Source organism: Mycobacterium sp. (assembly GCF_008709575.1).
In the GTDB taxonomy this organism is placed as follows: Bacteria; Actinomycetota; Actinomycetes; order Mycobacteriales; family Mycobacteriaceae; genus Mycobacterium.
Map to the genome: position 1 here is coordinate 1 of NZ_VYIK01000063.1, position 21,500 is coordinate 21,500.

The 21,500-nt window shown below is 70.2% G+C and carries 19 protein-coding genes and 1 pseudogene; 15 read left to right on the forward strand and 5 right to left on the reverse strand.

The genetic code is table 11. The features are described from left to right. Positions 1–102: 102 nt before the first annotated feature. On the reverse strand, positions 103–1,338 hold the full coding sequence (locus F6Q13_RS13955) for an HNH endonuclease signature motif containing protein (protein WP_293057497.1): 1,236 nt from the start codon (positions 1,336–1,338) through the stop codon (positions 103–105). A 222-nt stretch (positions 1,339–1,560) separates the two neighbouring features. On the opposite strand from F6Q13_RS13955, the gene pyrR reads away from it, so the two are divergent. The 7 genes from pyrR (at position 1,561) to pyrF (ending at position 10,244) form a co-directional block, all read left to right on the forward strand. Further along, positions 1,561–2,121 carry a bifunctional pyr operon transcriptional regulator/uracil phosphoribosyltransferase PyrR gene (gene pyrR / locus F6Q13_RS13960; protein WP_293057499.1) on the forward strand — a complete coding sequence of 187 codons (561 nt, stop codon included), beginning with the start codon at positions 1,561–1,563 and terminating at the stop codon, positions 2,119–2,121. Next, entirely contained in the window at positions 2,118–3,065 is a 948-nt protein-coding gene (locus F6Q13_RS13965; protein ID WP_293057502.1) for an aspartate carbamoyltransferase catalytic subunit, read from the forward strand. Before pyrR ends, F6Q13_RS13965 begins: the two co-directional genes overlap by 4 nt. After that, entirely contained in the window at positions 3,062–4,366 is a 1,305-nt protein-coding gene (locus tag F6Q13_RS13970) for a dihydroorotase (RefSeq protein WP_293057504.1), read from the forward strand. Before F6Q13_RS13965 ends, F6Q13_RS13970 begins: the two co-directional genes overlap by 4 nt. After that, positions 4,363–4,866, forward strand: a complete 504-nt coding sequence (locus F6Q13_RS13975; RefSeq protein WP_293057506.1) for a transporter — start codon at positions 4,363–4,365, stop codon at positions 4,864–4,866. The genes F6Q13_RS13970 and F6Q13_RS13975 overlap by 4 nt, the downstream gene beginning before the upstream one ends. Continuing rightward, on the forward strand, positions 4,863–5,987 hold the full coding sequence (carA, locus tag F6Q13_RS13980; protein ID WP_293057508.1) for a glutamine-hydrolyzing carbamoyl-phosphate synthase small subunit: 1,125 nt from the start codon (positions 4,863–4,865) through the stop codon (positions 5,985–5,987). Before F6Q13_RS13975 ends, carA begins: the two co-directional genes overlap by 4 nt. A gap of 100 nt (positions 5,988–6,087) precedes the next feature. Beyond that, entirely contained in the window at positions 6,088–9,429 is a 3,342-nt protein-coding gene (carB, locus tag F6Q13_RS13985) for a carbamoyl-phosphate synthase large subunit (RefSeq protein WP_293057511.1), read from the forward strand. Between the two features lie 2 nt (positions 9,430–9,431). Continuing rightward, entirely contained in the window at positions 9,432–10,244 is an 813-nt protein-coding gene (gene pyrF, locus F6Q13_RS13990; RefSeq protein WP_293057513.1) for an orotidine-5'-phosphate decarboxylase, read from the forward strand. Here the strand turns inward: pyrF and F6Q13_RS13995 are convergent. Next, a complete protein-coding gene (locus tag F6Q13_RS13995; protein ID WP_293057515.1) occupies positions 10,241–10,480 on the reverse strand; it encodes a hypothetical protein in 240 nt (79 codons plus the stop codon). The two genes, pyrF and F6Q13_RS13995, sit on opposite strands and share 4 nt — an antisense overlap. A 559-nt stretch (positions 10,481–11,039) precedes the next feature. Here F6Q13_RS13995 and mihF point away from each other — a divergent pair. From mihF to metK, 5 genes are all read left to right on the forward strand, one after another. Beyond that, positions 11,040–11,357, forward strand: a complete 318-nt coding sequence (mihF, locus tag F6Q13_RS14000; protein WP_293057518.1) for an integration host factor, actinobacterial type — start codon at positions 11,040–11,042, stop codon at positions 11,355–11,357. An 82-nt stretch (positions 11,358–11,439) separates the two neighbouring features. After that, positions 11,440–12,054 (forward strand): guanylate kinase, encoded by a 615-nt coding sequence (gmk, locus tag F6Q13_RS14005; RefSeq protein ID WP_293057521.1) that lies wholly within the window; start codon positions 11,440–11,442, stop codon positions 12,052–12,054. A 127-nt stretch (positions 12,055–12,181) separates the two neighbouring features. Then, positions 12,182–12,439: a DNA-directed RNA polymerase subunit omega gene (rpoZ, locus tag F6Q13_RS14010; RefSeq protein WP_293057543.1), complete on the forward strand. Its 258-nt coding sequence runs from the start codon at positions 12,182–12,184 to the stop codon at positions 12,437–12,439. 61 nt (positions 12,440–12,500) lie between these two features. Then, entirely contained in the window at positions 12,501–13,751 is a 1,251-nt protein-coding gene (coaBC, locus tag F6Q13_RS14015; protein ID WP_293057524.1) for a bifunctional phosphopantothenoylcysteine decarboxylase/phosphopantothenate--cysteine ligase CoaBC, read from the forward strand. Between the two features lie 88 nt (positions 13,752–13,839). After that, positions 13,840–15,051, forward strand: a complete 1,212-nt coding sequence (gene metK / locus F6Q13_RS14020) for a methionine adenosyltransferase (RefSeq protein ID WP_293057526.1) — start codon at positions 13,840–13,842, stop codon at positions 15,049–15,051. Between the two features lie 18 nt (positions 15,052–15,069). Here metK and F6Q13_RS14025 read toward each other — a convergent pair whose 3' ends face one another. Together F6Q13_RS14025 and F6Q13_RS14030 are read right to left on the reverse strand one after the other, a co-directional pair. Next, entirely contained in the window at positions 15,070–16,545 is a 1,476-nt protein-coding gene (locus tag F6Q13_RS14025; RefSeq protein ID WP_293057529.1) for an NAD(P)/FAD-dependent oxidoreductase, read from the reverse strand. After that, entirely contained in the window at positions 16,542–17,912 is a 1,371-nt protein-coding gene (locus tag F6Q13_RS14030) for a cytochrome P450 (protein WP_293057532.1), read from the reverse strand. Before F6Q13_RS14030 ends, F6Q13_RS14025 begins: the two co-directional genes overlap by 4 nt. 80 nt (positions 17,913–17,992) lie before the next feature. Here F6Q13_RS14030 and F6Q13_RS14035 point away from each other — a divergent pair, with 80 nt between their 5' ends. Both F6Q13_RS14035 and F6Q13_RS14040 read left to right on the forward strand, forming a co-directional pair. Further along, positions 17,993–19,015, forward strand: a complete 1,023-nt coding sequence (locus tag F6Q13_RS14035) for an AraC family transcriptional regulator (protein WP_293057535.1) — start codon at positions 17,993–17,995, stop codon at positions 19,013–19,015. Positions 19,016–19,114: 99 nt separating this feature from the next. Then, positions 19,115–19,345 (forward strand): hypothetical protein, encoded by a 231-nt coding sequence (locus F6Q13_RS14040; RefSeq protein WP_293057538.1) that lies wholly within the window; start codon positions 19,115–19,117, stop codon positions 19,343–19,345. A gap of 55 nt (positions 19,346–19,400) precedes the next feature. On the opposite strand, the gene F6Q13_RS14045 is transcribed toward F6Q13_RS14040, so the two are convergent. Then, on the reverse strand, positions 19,401–20,354 hold the full coding sequence (locus tag F6Q13_RS14045) for an alpha/beta hydrolase (protein WP_293057541.1): 954 nt from the start codon (positions 20,352–20,354) through the stop codon (positions 19,401–19,403). Between the two features lie 90 nt (positions 20,355–20,444). Between F6Q13_RS14045 and F6Q13_RS14050 the strand changes: the two are divergent. Continuing rightward, positions 20,445–21,500: pseudogene (locus F6Q13_RS14050) on the forward strand (primosome assembly protein PriA); the annotation flags it as partial.

The window sequence follows — 21,500 nt, forward strand, 5'->3', positions numbered from 1 at the left end:
CGGCGAGCAGCCCGGCGTCGACGGCGTCACGGATCGCGGCCTGGTTGCCGTCGAGGTCGATCACCGCCGTGCGCTGTGCCGAGAGCCTGCCACACGCTGACCCTAACCGGGGGCCGGCGGGCCGGGTTGCGGTGGCGCCGTGGAGTGGTACCGCGCTCCGGTGGGTGTGGTGTATGCCGCTCTGTGCCGGCCGGTTTCGTCCAGCCGCGTCTCGACGCGCCAGCCGGGTGATTCCTTGACGTAATTGCAGCGTTCACAGGTCCCCAGGCCGTTGATCGCGCTGGTGGGCCCGCCGCGACGATACGGGCGGGCGTGGTCGCGGTGCCGAATCGAGGCGTCGCAATAGGGAGCACGGCAGCGCTGATCACGCAACCCGATGAAACTGGCCAGGCCCCTGGGGAAGCGCCGGGTGCGCGACTCCATCGCCACCAGCGCCCGCGAGTCGGGGCGGGTGTAGAGCCGGCGCAGCGTGGCCCGGGAACGGGCGTCGGTGACCGCGCCGGCGACCAGGCCGCGCGCCACGGCTGCCGGGATCGGGCCGTAGTCGTCAACCACGGCCGGCGCCTCGTCGCCACCCAGCAGCGTCGCGTCGGAGATGACCAGCTTGACCGCAACCGGCTCGGCCACCTCGGCGGGGCGCCCGGTGACGCGTTCGACCAAGGTGTCGGCCATCACCTGGCCGCGCGTGCGGTCGTCGAACGTCGTGTCGGCGGACCGTTTGAGCGCGGCATACACCGAGACACCGTGTGTAACCGGCAACAACGCCGTCACCCAGGTCATGGTGTCGGGGGCCGGGCGGATGGTCACCCTGCGCTCGGCGGTGGTTTTGGCGGCGCGATCCACGACAGCCGACGCGTTGAGCCGGTAGGCGATGTCTTTGGCTGCTGCGGCGACCCGTGCGTCACCCAGTCCGTCCAGCGCGGACATGTCGGCACACAGCTCCGCGTCGAGCGCCCGGCGGTCCTCGGCGTCCAAACAGATCGATTCCCGCACGATCAGCGTGGCCCGCCATTCCGACAGCTGCCCGGCCGCCAGCGCCGCAAGGGTGTGCGGCATGTCGTGCACCAGCGTCTTCGCCAATCCCAGATGCCGGCCACCGCGTGCGGGCGAGTCCCGACGGGCCAGTGCGACCTCACCGGCCACCCCGCGTCCGCGCTGCGCGGCCGGCACGCCGGCAGCCGCCTCGCGGGACCGGCGCACCGCGTCCAGTGCCGCCGCTGCTCGGGCCTGACCCGCCGCAGCGGCGGATTTCGCCCGCTCCAGCTCGGCGATGCGGGCGATCAGCGTCGCCTCGTCGGCCCGCGGGTCCACGACCGAGAGCCCCATGGAATCGAACATAGTTTCGATCATAGGAAGGCGCGGCGGCGCCGACGGACGCTCAGCCGGCCCAGGGCGCCCGCGTTGTGGATAACCCCCAGACTGGGGATAACTGGCGCCGCCCGGCAGTCCCGGTCGGGCCTGTCGGGTCGGCCGGCCCGGTCGCGGATGCTAGGCTGCTGGCCAGTCGACATCCTTTAACTTGCCGTCCGGTGAGGCGGCGAAGGAGGTCAGGGGTTTCCCATGGGTGCTGCGGGTGACGGCACGGGCAGCGAATTGATGTCGGCGGCCGACGTGGGTCGCACCATTTCCCGTATCGCGCACCAGATCATCGAAAAGACCGCCCTCGACGGCCCCGAGGCGCCGCGGGTGGTGCTTTTGGGCATCCCGACCCGCGGCGTGACGCTCGCCGCGCGGCTGGCCGCGCGCATTGCGGAATTCTCCGGCGTGCAGGTGGGCCACGGCGCGCTCGACATCACGCTCTACCGCGACGACCTGATGCGCCGGCCGCCGCGCCCGCTGGCGGCCACCTCGATCCCGGCCGGCGGCATCGACGACGCGCTGGTGATCCTCGTCGACGACGTGCTGTACTCGGGTCGGTCGGTGCGCTCGGCGCTGGACGCGCTGCGCGACCTGGGCCGGCCGCGGGCCGTGCAGCTGGCGGTGCTGGTCGACCGCGGCCACCGCGAACTTCCGGTGCGCGCCGACTACGTCGGCAAGAACGTGCCGACCTCGCGGCGCGAAAGCGTGCACGTGCTGCTGCGCGAGACCGACGACCGCGACCAGGTGGTGCTCGTGCGATGACCCGGCACCTGCTGGCCGCCGGCGACCTGAGCCGCGACGACGCCACCGCGATCCTCGACAACGCCGACAGCTTCGCCCAGGCGCTGACCGGCCGCGAGGTGCGTAAGCTGCCCACCCTGCGCGGCCGCACCGTGGTCACGATGTTCTACGAGAACTCCACCCGCACCCGGGTGTCGTTCGAGGTGGCCGGCAAGTGGATGAGCGCCGACGTGATCAACGTCAGCGCCGCGGGATCGTCGGTGGCCAAAGGCGAGTCGCTGCGCGACACCGCACTGACACTGCGCGCCGCCGGTGCCGACGCGCTGGTGATCCGGCATCCGGCGTCGGGGGCGGCGCACCGGCTCGCCGACTGGACCTCCGGTGGCGGGCACACGGGCCCCGCGGTGATCAACGCCGGCGACGGCACCCACGAACACCCGACTCAGGCGCTGCTGGACGCGCTGACCCTGCGGCAGCGGCTCGGCGGCATCGACGGCCGGCGGGTGGTGATCGTCGGCGACATCCTGCACAGCCGGGTGGCCCGGTCCAACGTCGCGCTGCTGGCCACCCTGGGCGCCGAGGTGGTGCTGGTGGCGCCGCCGACCCTGCTGCCGGTCGGGGCGGCCCAGTGGCCCGTCAGCGTCTGCCACGACCTGGACGCCGAGCTGCCCGCCGCCGACGCGGTGCTGATGCTGCGGGTGCAGGCCGAGCGGATGACCGGCGGCTTCTTCCCGTCGGCCCGGGAGTATTCGGTGCGCTACGGGTTGTCGCAGCGGCGTCAGGCGATGTTGCCCGACCACGCCGTGGTGCTGCACCCGGGCCCGATGCTGCGCGGCATGGAGATCGCCTCCTCGGTGGCCGACTCCCCGCAATCGGCCGTGCTGCAGCAGGTTTCCAACGGGGTGCACGTGCGCATGGCGGTGCTGTTCCATCTGTTGGTGGGCGCGCAGGACATCGGCTCATGAGCGTGCTGATCCGCGGCGTGCGCCGCTACGGGCAGGGCGAGCGGGTCGACGTGCTGGTCGGCACCCCCGGCTATGCGGGCCAGATCGCCGAGATCGGCGCCGGGCTGGCCGTTCCCGACGGCGCCGACGTCATCGACGCCACCGGGCAGGTGCTGCTGCCCGGGCTGGTGGACCTGCACACCCATCTGCGCGAGCCCGGCCGCGAATACGCCGAAGACATCGAAACCGGGTCGGCGGCAGCAGCGCTGGGCGGGTACACGGCGGTGTTCGCGATGGCCAACACCACCCCGGTCGCCGACAGCCCGGTGGTCACCGACCACGTCTGGCAGCGCGGCCAGCAGGTCGGCCTGGTCGACGTGCACCCGGTCGGGGCGGTCACGGTTGGGCTGGCCGGTACCGAGCTCACCGAGATGGGCATGATGGCCGCCGGGGCGGCGCAGGTGCGGATGTTCTCCGACGACGGCAGGTGCGTGGCCGACCCGCTGGTGATGCGCCGCGCCCTGGAATACGCCACCGGGCTGGGGGTGCTGATCGCCCAGCACGCCGAGGAGCCGCGGCTGACCGTGGGCGCCGTCGCGCACGAGGGTCCCGCGGCGGCGCGGCTGGGGCTGGCGGGCTGGCCGCGGGCCGCCGAGGAGGCCATCGTCGCCCGCGACGCGCTGCTGGCCCGCGACGCCGGCGCCCGGATCCACATCTGCCACGCCTCGACCGCGGGCACGGTCGAGATCCTCAAATGGGCCAAACGGCAGGGCATCGCGATCACCGCCGAGGTCACCCCGCATCACCTGATGCTCGACGACAGCCGGCTGGCCGGCTACGACGGCGTGAACCGGGTCAACCCACCGCTGCGCGAGGCCGCCGACGCGGCCGCGCTGCGGGCAGCGCTGGCCGAGGGCGTCATCGACTGTGTGGCCACCGATCACGCCCCGCACGCCGAGCACGAGAAATGCGTCGAGTTCGCGGCCGCCCTGCCGGGCATGCTGGGGTTGCAGACCGCGCTGTCGGTGGTGGCGGCCACGATGGTGCGACCGGGCGCGTTGACCTGGCGCGACGTTGCCCGGGTGATGAGCGAGAACCCGGCCCGCATCGCCGGGCTGCCCGACCAGGGCCGGCCCCTGGAGGTGGGCGAACCGGCCAACCTCACCGTGGTCGACCCCGACGCCGACTGGACGGTGGTCGGGGCCGACCTGGCCAGCCGCTCGGCCAACACCCCGTTCGAGGGGATGACGTTGCCGGCCACGGTGACCGCGACGCTGCTGCGCGGCAAGCTCACCGCCCGGGACGGGAAGATCGTCACGTGAACACCGCTACGCTGGTCGGGTCGCTGATTTTCGCCCTGGTGCTGGCGCTGCTGATCGCGGTGATGATCGCGCTGATGATGCGTGGCTGGCGTCGCCGGGCGCAGCGGCACGAGGCGCTGATCGGCACCCTGCCGGCGGTGCCGGACACGGTGGGCACCCCGACGGTCGAGCCGACCCGTGGGGTGTATGTCGGGTGCAGTCTGACAGGGGGCGGGACCGAGCGGGTCGCGGTCGCAGATCTGGGCTACCGCAGCAAGGCGGTGCTGACCCGCTATCCGGAGGGCATCCTGGTGCAGCGCAGCGGTGCCCGCCCGATCTGGATACCCCAGGACTCGATCGTGGGGATCCGCACCCAACGCGGTATGGGCGCCAAGGTCGCCACCCGCAACGGCATCCTGGTGATCCGGTGGCGGCTGCCGTCGGGCACCGAGATCGACACCGGTTTTCGTGGCGACGACCGCGGCGATTACGCCCGGTGGCTGACCGAGGAGCACCGATGACCGACCACGCCACAGCCCAGCTGGTCCTCGAGGACGGCCGGGTGTTCACCGGTGCCGCGTTCGGCGCGGTGGGCCACACCCTCGGCGAGGCCGTGTTTTCCACCGCCATGTCCGGCTACCAGGAGACCCTGACCGACCCCAGCTACCACCGGCAGATCCTGGTCGCCACCGCGCCGCAGATCGGCAACACCGGCTGGAACGACGAGGATGCCGAGAGCCGGCGGATCTGGGTCGCCGGCTACGCGGTGCGCGATCCGTCGCCGCGCGCCTCGAACTGGCGGGCCACCGGCACGCTGGCCGACGAACTGGTCCGCCAGCGCATCGTCGGGATCGCCGGCATCGACACCCGCGCGGTGGTGCGGCATCTGCGCAGCCGCGGCTCGATGAAGGCCGGCATTTTCTCCGGCCACTCGCTCGCCGGGTCTGTCGACGAGTTGGTCGAGCGGGTGCGCAGCCAGCCGCCGATGCTGGGTGCCGACCTGGCCGGCCAGGTCAGCACGACCGAACCCTATGTCGTCGAACCTGAAGGGCCGCAACGGTTTACCGTTGCCGCGATCGACCTCGGGATCAAGATGAACACTGCGCGTCATTTCGCCCGGCGCGGAATCCGCTGCCACGTGCTGCCGGCGTCGGCGGATTTCGACCAGATCGCCGACCTGAAACCTGCCGGGGTGTTCTTGTCCAACGGCCCGGGCGACCCGGCCACCGCCGTCCCTATCGTCGAGGTGACCCGCGAGGTGTTGGGCGCCGGGATCCCGTTGTTCGGCATCTGTTTCGGCAACCAGATCCTGGGCCGTGCGCTGGGCCTGCCGACCTACAAGATGGTGTTCGGCCACCGCGGCATCAACGTCCCGGTCATCGACCACGCCACCGGCACAGTGGCGATCACCGCGCAAAACCACGGCTTCGCGCTGGAGGGTGAGGCCGGGCAGTCCTTCGACACGCCGTTCGGCCCGGCGGTCATCAGCCACACCTGCGCCAACGACGGTGTCGTCGAAGGAGTCAAACTCAGCAGTGGGCGGGCTTTCGCGGTGCAGTATCACCCGGAGGCCGCGGCAGGGCCGCACGACGCGGAATATCTGTTCGACCAGTTCGTCGAGCTGATGGCGGATCGGCGATGAGCGTGGCTGTGCGAATTCATCCGCTGCAGCGGCATGTCGCGTATGAAACCGCACACTCGCGGTGGAGGGTGCGGTGCGGGGAAACCGGAGGGAGTCGCTAGTGCCGCGTCGTACCGACCTGCGCCATGTCCTGGTGATCGGCTCGGGGCCGATCGTCATCGGGCAGGCCTGCGAGTTCGACTATTCGGGCAGCCAGGCCTGCCGGGTGCTGCGCGCCGAGGGGCTGCAGGTCAGCCTGGTCAACTCCAACCCGGCCACGATCATGACCGACCCCGAATACGCCGACTTCACCTACATCGAGCCGATCACACCGGCGTTCGTCGAGCGGGTCATCGCCCAACAACTCCAGCGCGGCAACAGGATCGACGCGCTGCTGGCCACGCTGGGCGGGCAGACCGCGCTCAACACCGCGGTCGCGCTGTATGAGAACGGGGTGCTGCAACGCTACGGCGTCGAGTTGATCGGCGCCGACTTCGAGGCCATCCAGCGCGGCGAGGACCGGCAGCGGTTCAAAGACATCGTCGCCAAGGTTGGCGGCGAATCCGCCCGCAGCCGGGTGTGTTTCACTCTTGACGAGGTGCGCGAGACCGTCGCCGAACTGGGCCTGCCGGTGGTGGTGCGGCCCTCGTTCACGATGGGTGGGCTGGGCTCGGGCCTGGCCCGCAGCTTCGAGGACCTCGACCGGATGGCCGGCGCCGGGTTGGCCGCCTCGCCCAGCGCCAATGTGCTCATCGAGGAATCGATTTACGGCTGGAAGGAATTCGAGCTCGAGCTGATGCGCGACGGCCACGACAACGTGGTGGTGGTGTGCTCGATCGAAAACGTCGACCCGATGGGGGTGCACACCGGCGACTCGGTGACCGTCGCACCGGCGATGACGCTGACCGACCGCGAATACCAGCGGATGCGCGACCTGGGCATCGCGATCCTGCGTGAGGTCGGGGTCGACACCGGCGGCTGTAACATCCAGTTCGCGGTCAACCCGCGCGACGGGCGGCTGATCGTCGTCGAGATGAACCCGCGGGTGTCGCGGTCGAGCGCGCTGGCCTCGAAGGCCACCGGCTTCCCGATCGCCAAGATCGCCGCCAAACTGGCCATCGGCTACACCCTCGACGAGATCCTCAACGACATCACCGGGCAAACCCCGGCCTGTTTCGAGCCCACCCTGGACTACGTCGTGGTCAAGGCGCCGCGGTTCGCGTTCGAGAAGTTCCCCGGCGCCGACCCGACCCTGACCACCACGATGAAATCGGTCGGCGAGGCGATGTCGTTGGGCCGCAACTTCGTCGAAGCGCTGGGCAAGGTGATGCGGTCGCTGGAGACCGGTCGGGCCGGATTCTGGACCAAGCCCGATCCCGACGGGAGCCTCGAGGAGGTGCTGGCGCGGCTGCGCACACCGACCGAGGGCCGGCTCTACGACCTCGAACTGGCGCTGCGGCTGGGTGCCTCGATAGAGGAGGTGGCGCAGGCTTCCGGAATCGACCCGTGGTTCGTCGCCCAGATCGCCGAACTGGTCGCGCTGCGCACCGAATTGGTCGAGGCCGCGGTGCTGGACGCCGACCTGCTGCGCCGGGCCAAGCACAGTGGCCTGTCGGACCGCCAGATCGCGGCGTTGCGACCGGAATTGGCGGGCGAGGACGGCGTGCGTTCGCTGCGCGAGCGCCTCGGCGTGCGCCCGGTGTACAAGACGGTGGACACCTGTGCGGCGGAATTCGAGGCCCGCACGCCCTATCACTACAGCAGCTACGAGCTCGACCCCGCCGCCGAAACCGAGGTGGCCGCGCAGACCGACAAGCCCAAGGTCCTGATTTTGGGCTCGGGTCCCAACCGGATCGGGCAGGGCATCGAATTCGACTACAGCTGTGTGCACGCCGCGACCACGCTGAGCCAGGCCGGGTTCGAGACGGTGATGGTCAACTGCAACCCGGAGACGGTGTCCACCGACTACGACACCGCCGACCGGCTGTACTTCGAGCCGCTGACCCTCGAGGACGTGTTGGAGGTCTTGCACGCCGAGCGGCAGTCGGGCCGCGGCGGCCCGGGTGTGGTGGGCGTCATCGTGCAACTCGGGGGGCAGACCCCGCTGGGGCTGGCGCAGCGACTGGCCGACGCCGGCGCCCCGATCGTCGGGACCCCGCCGGCGGCCATCGACCTGGCCGAGGACCGCGGCGCTTTCGGCGACGTGCTGGCCGGGGCCGGATTGCCGGCGCCGCGCTACGGCACCGCGACCACCTTCGAGCAGGCCCGCCGGATCGCCGCCGAGATCGGCTACCCGGTGCTGGTCCGGCCGTCCTACGTGCTGGGTGGCCGCGGCATGGAGATCGTCTACGACGACCACACGCTCGAGGGCTACATCACCCGCGCCACCGAACTGTCTCCCGAGCACCCGGTGCTGGTGGACTGCTTCCTCGAGGACGCCATCGAGATCGACGTCGACGCGCTCTGCGACGGCACCGAGGTCTACATCGGCGGGATCATGGAGCACATCGAGGAGGCCGGCATCCACTCCGGCGACTCGGCGTGTGCGCTGCCGCCGGTGACGCTGGGCTCCGGCGACATCGAGAAGGTGAGCCACGCCACCGAAGCCATCGCCCACGGCATCGGGGTGGTGGGCCTGCTCAACGTCCAGTTCGCCCTCAAAGACGACGTGCTCTACGTGCTGGAGGCCAACCCGCGGGCCAGCCGCACGGTGCCGTTCGTCTCCAAAGCCACCGCCGTCCCGCTGGCCAAGGCGTGCGCGCGGATCATGCTGGGCGCCAGCATCTCTGAGCTGCGAGCCGAAGGCATGCTCGCCGCCACCCGCGACGGCGCCAACGTGCCGCCGGACGCGCCGATCGCGGTGAAGGAAGCCGTGTTGCCGTTTCACCGGTTCCGGGGCCCCGACGGTGCGGCCATCGATTCGCTGCTGGGACCGGAGATGAAATCCACCGGCGAGGTGATGGGCATCGACCGCGACTTCGGCAGTGCCTTCGCCAAAAGCCAGACCGCCGCCTACGGGTCGTTGCCGACCGCGGGAACCGTGTTCGTGTCGGTGGCCAACCGCGACAAGCGTTCGCTGGTGTTCCCCGTCAAGCGGTTGGCCGACTTGGGTTTTCGGGTGATAGCGACTGAAGGCACAGCAGAAATGCTGCGCCGCAACGGGATTCCCTGTGAAGCGGTCCGAAAGCATTTCGAGCCGGCGCAACCCGGCCGACCGGCGGTCTCCGCGGTCGAGGCGATCCGCGCCGGCGAGGTCGACATGGTGATCAACACCCCCTACGGCAACTCCGGCCCGCGCATCGACGGCTACGAGATCCGCTCGGCCGCGGTGGCCCGCAACATTCCCTGTGTGACGACCGTGCAGGGCGCCGCGGCCGCGGTGCAAGGCATCGAGGCCGGTATCCGCGGCGCCATCGGGGTACGCTGTCTGCAGGAATTGCACAGCACCATCGGAGAGCGGTAACCGTGGCCGATTTCGGTGCCAGACTCACCGAGGCCAGATCGCGCGGCGGGCCGTTGTGCCTGGGTATCGACCCGCATCCCGAGCTGCTGGCGGCGTGGGGACTGCCGGCCACTGCCGAGGGGCTGGCCAGGTTCGCCGACACCTGCGTGTCGGCGTTCGCCGGGTTCGCCATGGTCAAAGCGCAGGTCGCCTTCTTCGAGGCCTACGGCTCGGCCGGCTACGCGGTCCTGGAGCGCACGATCGCGGCGCTGCGGGCCGCCGGCGTGCTGGTGCTGGCCGACGCCAAGCGTGGGGACATCGGCTCGACGATGGCCGCCTATGCGAGAGCCTGGGTCGGCGACTCGCCGCTGGCCGCCGACGCGGTGACGGCGTCGCCCTACCTGGGGTTCGGCTCGCTCAAGCCACTGCTGGAACTGGCCGCCGAGCGTAACCGCGGGGTCTTCGTGCTGGCGGCCACGTCCAATCCGGCGGGAGCCAGCGTGCAGGACGCGGTCGTCGCCGGGCGCAGCGTGGCCCAGGGGATCGTCGACGACGTCGCCGCCTGGAACCGCACCCTGCACTCCGGATCGGTGGGCGTCGTCGTGGGTGCCACCGCCCCGCAAATCCCCGATCTGCACGACCTGGGCGGCCCGGTGCTGGCGCCGGGCATCGGCGCCCAGGGCGGCCGACCCGAGGCACTGTTGCGGTTTGCTGAGCGAGATCGCTTGTGGCCGACGGTATCCCGCGCTGTGCTGCAGGCCGGGCCGGGCGTGGACGCGCTGCGCGCCGCAGGGGAGCGCATGCGTGACGCGGTCGGCTTTCTGGCCGCCGGCTAGCGGGCGATCACCTCTTGCGGCTTCTTGAGTTCCTTCTTGTCGTGCTTGAGGAGCTCTTTGCGCTGGTGATGAGTGAGCTTCACGGTGGGGCCGCGCTGCGCCGTCAACGTCGTCGCGGGGGTTCCGGTGGAAACCACCGGCGCCGCGTTGGCCGTTGCGACTCCGGTACTCAAGACTCCCGCCAGTCCGACGGCTGCCGCGACCGCCGTGGTGTAGACCATACGTTTGATGTTCATGTCCCAACTCCGTTCTTTCCCAACATGTCTGGCTTTTGCCGTGACAGATCCGACGGTAAGTGTCACAACCCCGGAAACGCTGCGGCGACGGTGTGAGTTAGCTGGAAATGGTTTTCACTTCTCAGTGGACCATGAGACTGTCGGTTCGGTCGCCGGCCGGACCCGGTCTGCGCGCCGAGCTGCCGACGTCGGGTGTGACACGCGCGACACGCCGGGCTATGCGCAGGTGGCGGATTTCGCCGTGACCGGGTCGGGTCGTGCGGACCCCTCGCGGTGGGGCGGCGCGCGGAGCCGGGACCCGGTGTTCGACAAAACCGCTGGTAGAAGCCACGAGAGGGGCGCCTGACAGGGGTTTGCAGCACCCACGCAGCCCCGGGGCGGTCGCGCCCGCGACGGCACCGCAAAGTCGGTGGAAAGCCCACACGCTGGGGCTTTGCGGCTCCCAGGAGGGGGCCGGGTTGGATTTTGTCAGATACCGTGAGTACGGTCGTGTCCGCTGGCGTCTCCGCTGGCTGGAGTGCCCGGATGGGACAATCGAGATCGACGAGACGGAGGAATCGTGGCCCTTCCCAAGTTGACCGACGAGCAGCGCTCGGCTGCGTTGGAGAAGGCTGCTGCCGCACGGCGGACGCGGGCTGAGCTCAAAGACCGGCTCAAGCGTGGCGGCACCAACCTCAAACAAGTCCTCAAGGACGCCGAGACCGACGAGGTGCTGGGCAAGATGAAGGTGTCGGCGCTGCTGGAGGCGTTGCCGAAGGTGGGCAAGGTCAAAGCGCAGGAGATCATGACCGAGCTCGAAATCGCGCCGACACGGCGCCTGCGCGGCCTCGGCGACCGTCAGCGTAAAGCGCTGCTGGAAAAGTTCGACTTCGCCTGACCCGCATGCAGGCCGTCGTGGCCGTCGTCGAGGGATCGCCCGCCCGCGGTGGACGCTCGGGTGGCCGGACCCCGGCGAGTCGGTGAGCAACGGGGACGGACCGGACTCCGACACCGGCCGCCGCACCCGGGGGCGGGTAGTCGTGCTGTCCGGTCCCTCTGCGGTGGGAAAGTCCACACTGGTGCGGTGCTTGCGGGATCGGATGCCCGACCTGCGGTTTTCGGTGTCGGTGACGACGCGGGCACCTCGACCCGGGGAGGTCGACGGCGTCGACTACCATTTCGTGAGCCCGGACCGGTTCCAACAGCTGATCGAACAGGGCGCCCTGCTGGAGTGGGCCGACATCCACGGCGGGCTGCACCGGTCCGGCACCCTGGCCGAGCCGGTCCGCGCTGCGGCCGCCTCGGGGCATCCGGTGCTGATCGAGGTGGATCTGGCCGGAGCCCGCGCGATCAAGCGGGCGATGCCGGACGTGACGACCGTCTTCCTGGCGCCGCCGAGCTGGGAGGTTCTGGAGTCCCGATTGGTGGGCCGCGGCACCGAGACACCGGACGCCATCCGCCGCCGGCTGTGCACCGCCCGGACCGAACTGGCAGCTCAGGGTGACTTCGACCGGGTCGTGGTGAACAGCCGATTGGAAACTGCCTGCTCGGAATTGGTATCCTTGCTGCGGGGCACCACGCCGGACGGGGCGTGATCCGCCAGCTCAACCCGATTCAGACGAGAAGCGCTGGGCGCTTTGCGTCGTCAGGAGAACAACGTCAGTGACTACCCCGCAACCCGAGGCCCCGCCCGCCGTCGATCACTTCGATCCGGCGTCGGGCATGGCCGCCTACGACACCCCGTTGGGCATCACCAACCCGCCCATCGACGAGCTGCTGGAGCGGGTGTCGAGCAAGTATGCGCTGGTGATCTACGCCGCCAAGCGGGCGCGTCAGATCAACGACTACTACAACCAGCTCGGCGAGGGCATCCTCGAATACGTCGGTCCGCTGGTGGAGCCGGGACTGCAGGAAAAGCCGCTGTCGATCGCGTTGCGTGAGATCCACGCCGGTCTGCTCGAGCACACCGAGGGCGAGTAGCGACGTCGGGGCGGCGTGCGGTGATCGTGTCGGGGAGCCCGGCGGGCGAAGAGCGGACCTGATGGAGCCGAAGCGAATCGTCGTCGGTGTCTCCGGAGGCATCGCCGCCTACAAGGCGTGTACGGTCGTTCGGCAGCTCGCCGAGGCCGGACACCGGGTCCGGGTCATTCCGACCAGATCCGCGCTGCGCTTCGTCGGGGCCGCCACCTTCGAGGCGCTGTCCGGTGAACCCGTCCACACCGGTGTTTTCGACGACGTCGCACAGGTGCCGCACGTGGCGATCGGTCAGCAAGCCGACCTGGTGGTCGTGGCGCCGGCCACCGCTGACCTGCTGGCCCGCGCCGTTGCCGGACGCGCCGACGACCTGCTCACCGCGACCCTGCTGACCGCCCGCTGCCCGGTGCTGTTCGCGCCCGCCATGCACACCGAGATGTGGCTGCACCCGGCCACCCAAGACAACGTCGCCACGTTGCGCCGTCGCGGCGCGGTGGTGCTGGAACCGGCATCGGGGCGGCTCACCGGCGCCGACAGCGGCGCGGGCCGGTTGCCCGAGGCCGAGGAGATCACCACGCTTGCCCACCTGCTGCTGGAACGCCACGACGCGCTGCCCTACGACCTGGCCGGCTGGCGGCTGCTGGTGACCGCCGGCGGCACCCGCGAGCCGATCGACCCGGTGCGCTTCGTGGGCAACCGCAGCTCGGGCAAGCAGGGCTACGCCGTGGCCCGGGTCGCCGCCCAGCGGGGCGCGCAGGTCACGCTGATCGCCGGACACACCGCCGGGCTCGTCGACCCCGCCGGGGTCGAGGTGGTGCGTGTCAGTTCGGCGCCACAGATGCGCGACGCGGTGTCCAAACACGCGCCGGACGCGCACGTGCTGGTGATGGCCGCCGCCGTCGCCGACTTCCGCCCGGCGCAGGTCGCCGCCGCCAAGATCAAGAAGAGCCCGGACATGCAGGAGGTGCCGCCGCCCATCGAGCTGGTTCGCAACGACGACGTCTTGGCGGCCACGGTGCGGGCCCGCGCCGACGGGCAGCTGCCCAACATGCGGGCGATCGTCGGGTTCGCGGCCGAAACCGGTGACGGCAACGGTGACGTGCTGTTCCACGCCCGGGCCAAACTGCGCAGCAAAGGTTGTGACCTGTTGGTGGTCAATGCCGTCGGCGAGAGCAAGGCTTTCGAAGTGGACAGCAATGACGGCTGGCTGCTGGCCTCCGACGGGACCGAGTCCGCCCTCGAACACGGCTCCAAAACGCTGATGGCCAGCCGGATCGTGGACGCCATCGCCGCCTTTCTGCGCCGCGGCAACGGGTAGGCTCGGCGGCCGGCCGGCCCGTTCGAACCCAGGACAGTCCGATAAAATTTGCCGAACTAACATTTCGTGACCGGGGAAGGATCGCAGCGTGGGCGACAAGGGACGGCTGTTCACCAGTGAGTCGGTGACCGAGGGGCACCCGGACAAGATCTGCGATGCGATCAGCGACTCGGTTCTCGACGCGCTGCTGGCCGACGATCCGCGGTCGCGGGTCGCCGTCGAGACGATGGTCACTACGGGTCAGGTGCACGTCGCCGGTGAGGTGACGACGACCGCCAAGCGGGCTTTCGCCGACATCACCGACATCGTGCGCGCCCGCATCCTCGAGATCGGCTACGACTCGTCCGACAAGGGCTTCGACGGCGCGTCGTGCGGGGTGAACATCGCCATCGGCAAGCAGTCACCCGATATCGCCCAGGGCGTCGACACCGCCTACGAGGCGCGGGTCGAGGGTGTGTCGGACCCGCTGGACGCGCAGGGCGCCGGTGATCAGGGGTTGATGTTCGGCTACGCGATCACCGACACCCCGGAGATGATGCCGCTGCCGATCGCGTTGGCGCACCGGCTGTCGCGACGGCTGGCCGAGGCCCGCAAGCACGGGGTGCTGCCCTATCTGCGACCCGACGGCAAGACCCAGGTGACCATCGAGTACGAGGGCACCACGCCGGTGCGGTTGGACACCGTCGTCATCTCCACTCAGCACGCCGCCGAGATCGATCTGGATCACACGCTGACTCCCGATATCCGGGAAAAAGTGCTCGACGTCGTGCTCGGCCAGCTGGCGCACGACACCCTCGACACGTCGTCGGTACGGCTGCTGGTCAACCCCACGGGCAAGTTCGTCCTGGGCGGACCGATGGGCGACGCCGGACTGACCGGCCGCAAGATCATCGTCGACACCTACGGCGGCTGGGCCCGCCACGGCGGCGGCGCGTTCTCCGGCAAGGATCCGTCCAAGGTGGACCGGTCGGCGTGCTACGCGATGCGCTGGGTGGCCAAGAACGTGGTCGCGGCCGGGCTCGCCGAGCGGGCGGAGGTGCAGGTCGCCTATGCCATCGGCAAGGCGGCACCGGTCGGGCTGTTCGTCGAGACGTTCGGCACCGAGACTGTCGACCCGGCCAAGATCGAAAAAGCCATCGGCGAGGTGTTCGACCTGCGGCCCGGAGCGATCATCCGCGACCTGGACCTGCTGCGGCCCATCTACGCCCAGACTGCCGCCTACGGCCACTTCGGCCGCACCGACGTCGAGCTGCCCTGGGAGCAGCTCAACAAGGTCGACGACCTCAAGCGCGCCGTCTAGTCGGCTCGCCCGCCACCGCTAGGCCGTGAACCGGTAGTCGGCGAGATCGAATCGCCGACTGCGCCAGTAGGCCTCGACCGTGGTGGTGGGCCGCAGCGGCACGTCGCCGTTCTTGTCGAAGTAGTAGCTGTTGGCCAGCCGGCAACTGTCCTGCCAGAACACCTGCCGGTGCCGTCGGCGCATCATCTCGGCGAAGTAGCGGTCGTTGGCCTGCCCGGTGACCTCGACGCGGTGAGCGCCCTCGCGGCGCGCCCGCACCAGGCAGCGCACGATGTGATGGGTTTGCGCCTCGATCAGCGCGAAATACGACGACCCGACGTAGCCGTACGGCCCGAACACGCTGAACAGGTTCGGGAATCCGGGAATGCTGACCCCTTCGTAGGCCTGCAACCGGTGCTGGTCGAAAAACGCCCGCAGCGACCGACCGCCGCTGCCGGTGACCGCAAAAGTCGGCACGCTGTCGGCATCCATCACCTGGAAGCCGGTGGCCAGGATCAGCACCTCGACATCGTGGGTTTCGCCGTCGCCGGTGACCACCCCGGCCGGGATGATCTTGACGATCGGCTCGGTGACCAGCCGCACGTTGTCGCGGTTGAACGTCGACAGATAGCGGTTGTGAAAGCCGGGCCGTTTGCAGCCCACGGCATAACGCGGGGTGAGTCTCTCGCGCAGCAGCGGGTCGGCCACCTGCCGGCGCAGGTAGGCCCGACCGGCCTTCGCCATCCACTTGGCCAGCGGGAACACCGTGAAGTACTGCGCCGGGATGGTGAACGTAGCCTCGACGAAGGCCTGGCTGGCCCAGCGCTGAACGGCCTTTCCGCCCGGCAGCCGCATCGCCCACCGCGCCGGCGCCGGCACCGGCACGTCCAACTTGGGGAAACACCAGATCGGCGTGCGCTGAAAGACGGTGAGCCGGCCCACGATCGGGGCGATTTCCGGGATCAGCTGGACCGCCGAGGCGCCGGTGCCGATGACCGCGACCCGTTTGCCGGTCAGGTCGTGGCCGTGATCCCAGCGGGCGGTGTGCATGGTGACGCCGCCGAACGAGTCGACGCCGTCGATGTCAGGCAGTTTAGGTACGGTGAGCGCCCCACCGGCGTTGACCAGAAACCGTGCGGTGATCTCGCCGCCGGGATCGGTGTGCACCCGCCACAGTGCCCTGCCGTCGTCGAAGTCGGCGGCTAAAACCTTGGTGTTGAACCGGATTCGCGGCCGGATGCCGTATTTGTCGACGCAGTGCTCGGCGTAAGCCTTCAGCTCCCTGCCGGGTGCGTAGGTGCGCGACCAGTCCGTGCGCTGCTCGAACGAGAACTGGTAGGAAAACGTCGGAATGTCCACGGCGATACCGGGATAGGTGTTCCAGTGCCAGGTTCCGCCGACCCCGTCGGCGGCTTCGACGAGCAGGTAATCACCGAGCCCGGCCGCGTCGAGCTTGATCGCGGTGCCGATGCCGGAGAACCCGGCGCCGACGACGACGGTGTGGTAGTCGGTCATGGCCGCCTCCGGGCGATCACGTGCACGCCGTTTTTCGGCCGCAGCGTCAGTGTCGCCTCGAGTTCGACCGGGTGTGCGGGCATGAGGTCGAAGGTAAAGCGCTGGCTCATAATCGCCGCGATCAGCACCATCTCGATCAGCGCGAAGTTCTGGCCGATGCAGATCCGCCGACCCCCGCCGAACGGCAGGTATGCCGAGCGTGGCCGCCCGCGGCCGCCGTCCAGGAACCGGTTGGGGTCGAAGTTCTCGGGGTCGGGCCACCACCGCGGGTCGTGGTGGATGTGATGGACCGGAATGATCACCGTCGTGCCGGCGCGAATGTGGTGGCCGTCGATGACGTCGTCGTCGACGGCCCATCGGGACAGCACCCACACCGCGGAGAAATACCGCTGCGCCTCCTGGATACACGCCGTGGTCCAGCGCAGCTTCGCCACGTCGCCGGCGGTGGGACGGCGGCCCGCGAGGACCCTGTCGACCTCGTCGAGCATGCGGGCGCGCGCCCGGGGGTGCAGCGCCATCAGATACCAGAACCACGACATCGCGTTCGCGGTCGTCTCGTGCCCGGCGAGCATGAACGTCAGCGCCTCGTCGCGAATCCGCCGGCGAGGCCAGTTGCCGGCTTTCAGCAGCACGTTGAGCAGGTCCGCGGAGTCGGTCGGATGCGCCAGCCTCTGGTCGATGACCGCGTTGACCGCGGCGTCGAGGGCCAGCAGAATCCGCTGCATATCACGCAGCGGCGGAGGCAGCGGCACGTGCGCGAAGGTGCACCACATCAGCGCGTCGTAGACCGGCCGCGGCAACAACCCCCACAGGCCGAGCCGCTCCATTTTCTCGGCGTGCCGCAGCCCGCGAGTCGCCAGGTCGTGCATGCTGTGCACCAGGGGCCCGAAATCTTGACTGAACAGGGCGTTGGCCACCACCCGCAGAGTCGTCTCGACCATCGTCTGGTGCATGTCGAATCCGGTGCCGCACGGCAGCGCGCCGGTGACGTCGGCGATCGGGTCGATCATCGGGTCCACCAGCGCGTCGAGATGACGACGCGCGAATGTCGGGTTGAGCACGCTGCGGTGCGCGGCCCACGAGTCACCCTCGTCGGTGAGCAGATTGATCCCCGCCCCCACCCGGATCGGCTCGTATTCGACGGACTTGACGTAACGCAGCCGGGCCTCGTGCAACACGTGGTCGACATAGTCCGGGTGGCCCAGTGCGACGAAACGCCTAAGACCGCAGCGGAATCGGGTGAAATCGCTACCGCGCAGCCGCCCCAGGAACCGGTCGCCGACGTCGAAACCGACGGTCAGCGCCTCCCGCGTCATGGTCCAGGTGCTCAGCCGTCTCGCGGGCCGGCTCGCGGTCAGCGTGGCCATGACTTCACTGTAGGGACGACGGCCGCGGCAGGTAATGAGACTATGGGACAAAGAGTTGAGATTTGAGGACAGGCGGCCCGATGGCCAGATGGACCCCGGAACTGCGGCATCCGATGTATGCGACCCGGTTGCTCTGCGAGGTCGCCGAGGACCGCGGTGTGCCGAGGTCCGCAGTGCTGGCCGGCACCGGGATCGACCCGGCTGAGCTCAACGCTGCGGATGCGACGGTCAGCGCGGGCGCCGAGGCGGCGGCGGTGCGCAGGCTGCTGGCCCGGCTGTCCGACGCCGGCGGCCTGGGCATCGAGGTCGGCAGCCGGTTCACTCTCACTCACTTGGGATTGCTGGGGTTCGCAGTAATGTCGTGCGGCACACTGCGCGAACTGATCACAATTGCGATGCGCTACTTTGCACTGACCATGCTGCACATCGACGTCGCGCTGATCGAGGGCGCCGACGAGTGTGTGCTCGAGCTGAGCGCCGACCATCTTCCGCCCGACGTCCGTTCCTTTTTCGTCGAACGGGATCTCTCCGGGATCATCAGCACCACAACAAGTTTCGTGCTGCCCGTGGTGGAGAAGTACGCCGATCGGATCTCGGCCGAGGTCGCCGTCGACGAGGATCTGCTGGCGCCGCTGCTGCGAATCGTCCGGCTCGCCAACGTGGCATACGCCCGCGCCCACAACCGGCTGCACTTCCCGCGCGCCATGCTCGACGAGCCCTTGCCGCAGGCCGACCCGCACACGCTGGAGATCTGCGTCGCGCAATGTGACGTGCTGATGCAGCGCAGTGAGCACCGCCGCGGCATCACCGCGCTGGTGCGCAGCAAGCTGTTTCGCGAGAACGGTGGTTTTGCGGCGCTGCCCGACGTCGCCGCCGAACTCGACATGCATCCCCGCACGCTGCGGCGGCGTCTGGCCGCGGAGAGCACGTCGTTTCGCGCACTGGTCAACGAGGCCCGCGCCGCGTTGGCCGTCGACCTGCTGGGCAACGTCGGGCTGACGGTGGAGGAGGTGTCCCAGCGGCTGGGATACACCGACACCTCGACGTTCTCGCACGCGTTCAAACGCTGGCACGGGGTCGCGCCCAGCGCCTACCGGCGTTGATGGGGTGAGGACGACATCGGGGTAGCCGGGGTAGCCGTGCTCCAGCGTCCCGGCGTTGTGAACTGGTAGCGGCCACCACACGTCGCGAAAGTGACACTCTTGCGAAAAATCTGGCCGATCGTCGCAACAGGTTCACCCTGGCTGTTGGATCTGGTCTGCAACGGCGGTAACGCCGGCCTGTTCTTCGGCACCGGCGGCGACGGCGGCGCCGGCACGCCGGGTGGGGCCGCAGGTGACGGCGGCGCCGGCGGATCAGCGACCGCCCCCGATGGCACCGCGACGGCGGGCAGCGTCGGCGCTGACGGCAAGCCTGGAGTCTCCATCGGCTGATGAGCCTGCCAGGTGACGCGGTCGCTCTGCAGGGCCGCGGCGATCCCCGGTCAGGTCATCGGGCCAGTGCCGCTCGCAGGGCGGCCAGCCCGCGGTTCATGGCGTCGGTGGCGGCCGGCACCACGCCGGCGTAGCCGAGGTAGCCGTGCACCAGCGTCGCGGCGTTGTGCACCTCGACGGGCACACCCGCGGCCGCGAGCAGCTCGCCGTAGCGCATCCCGTCGTCGCGCAACGGATCGTGCCCGGCGACCGCGATGTAGGCCGGGGCCAGCCCGGCGAAGTCCTTCGCCCGCCCGGGTGCCAGGCCGGGCGGGGGATCGGAGAGGTCCACGTCGCCGGCGTACCAGCGGGAGAACGCCGCGACCGCGTCGCGATCAAGGATCGGCGCCGAGGCGTTGTCGGTGAACGACGGCAGCGTCGCGTCCCACATGGTGGACGGATACCACAGCAGCTGGAAGGCGAGGGCCGGTGCAGTGTCGTCGCGGGCGCGCTGGGCGATCACCGCGGCCAGGGTGCCACCCGCGGAGTCGCCGGCCACCGCCAGCCGGCTGGTGTCGGCGCCGAGGTCCTCGCCGTGGGCGGCCGCCCATTGCGTTGCGGCCCAGGCGTCTTCCACGGCGGCCGGGTAGGGATGCTCAGGGGCGAGCCGGTAGTCGACGGACACCACCACCGCGCCGGCGCCGACGGCGTGCTGACGGCAGGTGCCGTCGTGGGTGTCGAGATCGCCCAGGACGAACCCGCCGCCGTGGAAATACACCAGCACCGGCGGCACCGACGCGGTTGGCGGCCAATAGATCCGGATGGTGAGCGGGCCGGCCGGGCCGTCGATGCTGCGGTCCTCGACCCGCAGTTCCGGGTGCAGCGGCCGCCGCGGCAGATCGCGGAGCCGTTGGCGCGCGGCCTCGATGCCGTCGTCGAGCGACAACTGAAACGGCACCGCATCCAGTACCTTCAGCAGGATGGGATCGATGGCGGGTAAGGCTTCTTCCACGCGGTCCGAGCTGGGCATGATGACACCGTACGCACCGCGTCCGCCCGGCCGGTGAGCAGCAGGGCGCCACGGGCTGCCGAGCACGAGCCGATCGCGCGGGTGGCGGCGATGCTGACGGTGCCGCACCTGGACCGCGAATTCGACTATCTGGTGGCCGCCGACCAGTCCGACGACGCCCAGCCGGGGGTGCGCGTGCGGGTGCGGTTCCACGGCCGCCTCGTCGACGGGTTCGTGCTGGAACGCCGCACCGACACCGATCACGGCGGCACACTGGCGTGGCTGGACCGGGTCGTCTCGCCCGAGCCGGTGCTCACCGGCGATATCCGCCGGCTGGTCGACGCGGTGGCCGCGCGGTACGCCGGAACCCGCGCCGACGTGCTGCGACTGGCGATACCGCCCCGCCACGCCCGAGTGGAACGGGAAACCGCTCCGGCGCCGAGCTTTCCGGTCCTCGCCCCGGTCGACCCGGCCGGCTGGGCGGCATACGGGCGTGGTGCGCAGTTCCTGACCGCCCTGGCCGAATCGCGGGCGGCCCGCGCGGTGTGGCAGGCGCTGCCCGGTGAGTCGTGGGCTGACCGGTTCGTCGAGGCGGCCGCGCAGACGGTGCAAACCGGTCGGGGGGTGCTGGCGGTGGTTCCCGACCAGCGTGACCTCGACGACCTGCGCCGCGCCGCGGCCGCTGTGTTCGACGAGTCGGCAGTGGTGGCGTTGTCGGCCGGGCTCGGGCCGGCCGTGCGCTACCGACGCTGGCTGGCGGCGCTGCGCGGCAGCGCCCGGCTGGTCATCGGCACCCGCAGCGCGGTGTTCGCGCCGGTGGCCGACCTGGGTCTGGTGATGGTCTGGGACGACGGCGACGACACGCTGGCCGAGCCGCGCGCGCCCTATCCGCATGCACGCGAGGTGGCGATGCTGCGCGCCCACCAGGCCCGTTGCGCGGCGCTGATCGGCGGATATGCCCGCACCGCGGAAGCGCAGGCGTTGGTCGAAAGCGGGTGGGCGCACGACGTGGTCGCGGCGCGGCCGGTGGTGCGGACCCGCACCCCGCGGGTGGTGGCGCTCGACGACAGCGGTTACGCCGAGGAGCGCGACCCGGCGGCGCGCAGCGCGGGGGGGGCGGCGGGGGGGGGGGGGGCCGGCCCCCCCCCCCGGGGTAGGGAGAGCACA

What these genes read in the sequence shown, in the direction of transcription:
- F6Q13_RS14030 (WP_293057532.1), bottom strand. Translation starts at nt 17,912, where the DNA reads ATGGCCACGCTGACCGCGAGCCGGCCCGCGAGACGGCTGAGCACCTGG.
- F6Q13_RS14045 (WP_293057541.1), bottom strand. Translation starts at nt 20,354, where the DNA reads ATGCCCAGCTCGGACCGCGTGGAAGAAGCCTTACCCGCCATCGATCCC.
- F6Q13_RS13970 (WP_293057504.1), top strand. Translation starts at nt 3,062, where the DNA reads ATGAGCGTGCTGATCCGCGGCGTGCGCCGCTACGGGCAGGGCGAGCGG.
- F6Q13_RS13955 (WP_293057497.1), bottom strand. Translation starts at nt 1,338, where the DNA reads ATGTTCGATTCCATGGGGCTCTCGGTCGTGGACCCGCGGGCCGACGAG.
- F6Q13_RS14025 (WP_293057529.1), bottom strand. Translation starts at nt 16,545, where the DNA reads ATGACCGACTACCACACCGTCGTCGTCGGCGCCGGGTTCTCCGGCATC.
- coaBC (WP_293057524.1), top strand. Translation starts at nt 12,501, where the DNA reads ATGGAGCCGAAGCGAATCGTCGTCGGTGTCTCCGGAGGCATCGCCGCC.
- F6Q13_RS13965 (WP_293057502.1), top strand. Translation starts at nt 2,118, where the DNA reads ATGACCCGGCACCTGCTGGCCGCCGGCGACCTGAGCCGCGACGACGCC.
- carA (WP_293057508.1), top strand. Translation starts at nt 4,863, where the DNA reads ATGACCGACCACGCCACAGCCCAGCTGGTCCTCGAGGACGGCCGGGTG.
- F6Q13_RS14035 (WP_293057535.1), top strand. Translation starts at nt 17,993, where the DNA reads ATGGCCAGATGGACCCCGGAACTGCGGCATCCGATGTATGCGACCCGG.
- rpoZ (WP_293057543.1), top strand. Translation starts at nt 12,182, where the DNA reads ATGGCCGCCTACGACACCCCGTTGGGCATCACCAACCCGCCCATCGAC.
- F6Q13_RS13995 (WP_293057515.1), bottom strand. Translation starts at nt 10,480, where the DNA reads ATGAACATCAAACGTATGGTCTACACCACGGCGGTCGCGGCAGCCGTC.
- pyrR (WP_293057499.1), top strand. Translation starts at nt 1,561, where the DNA reads ATGGGTGCTGCGGGTGACGGCACGGGCAGCGAATTGATGTCGGCGGCC.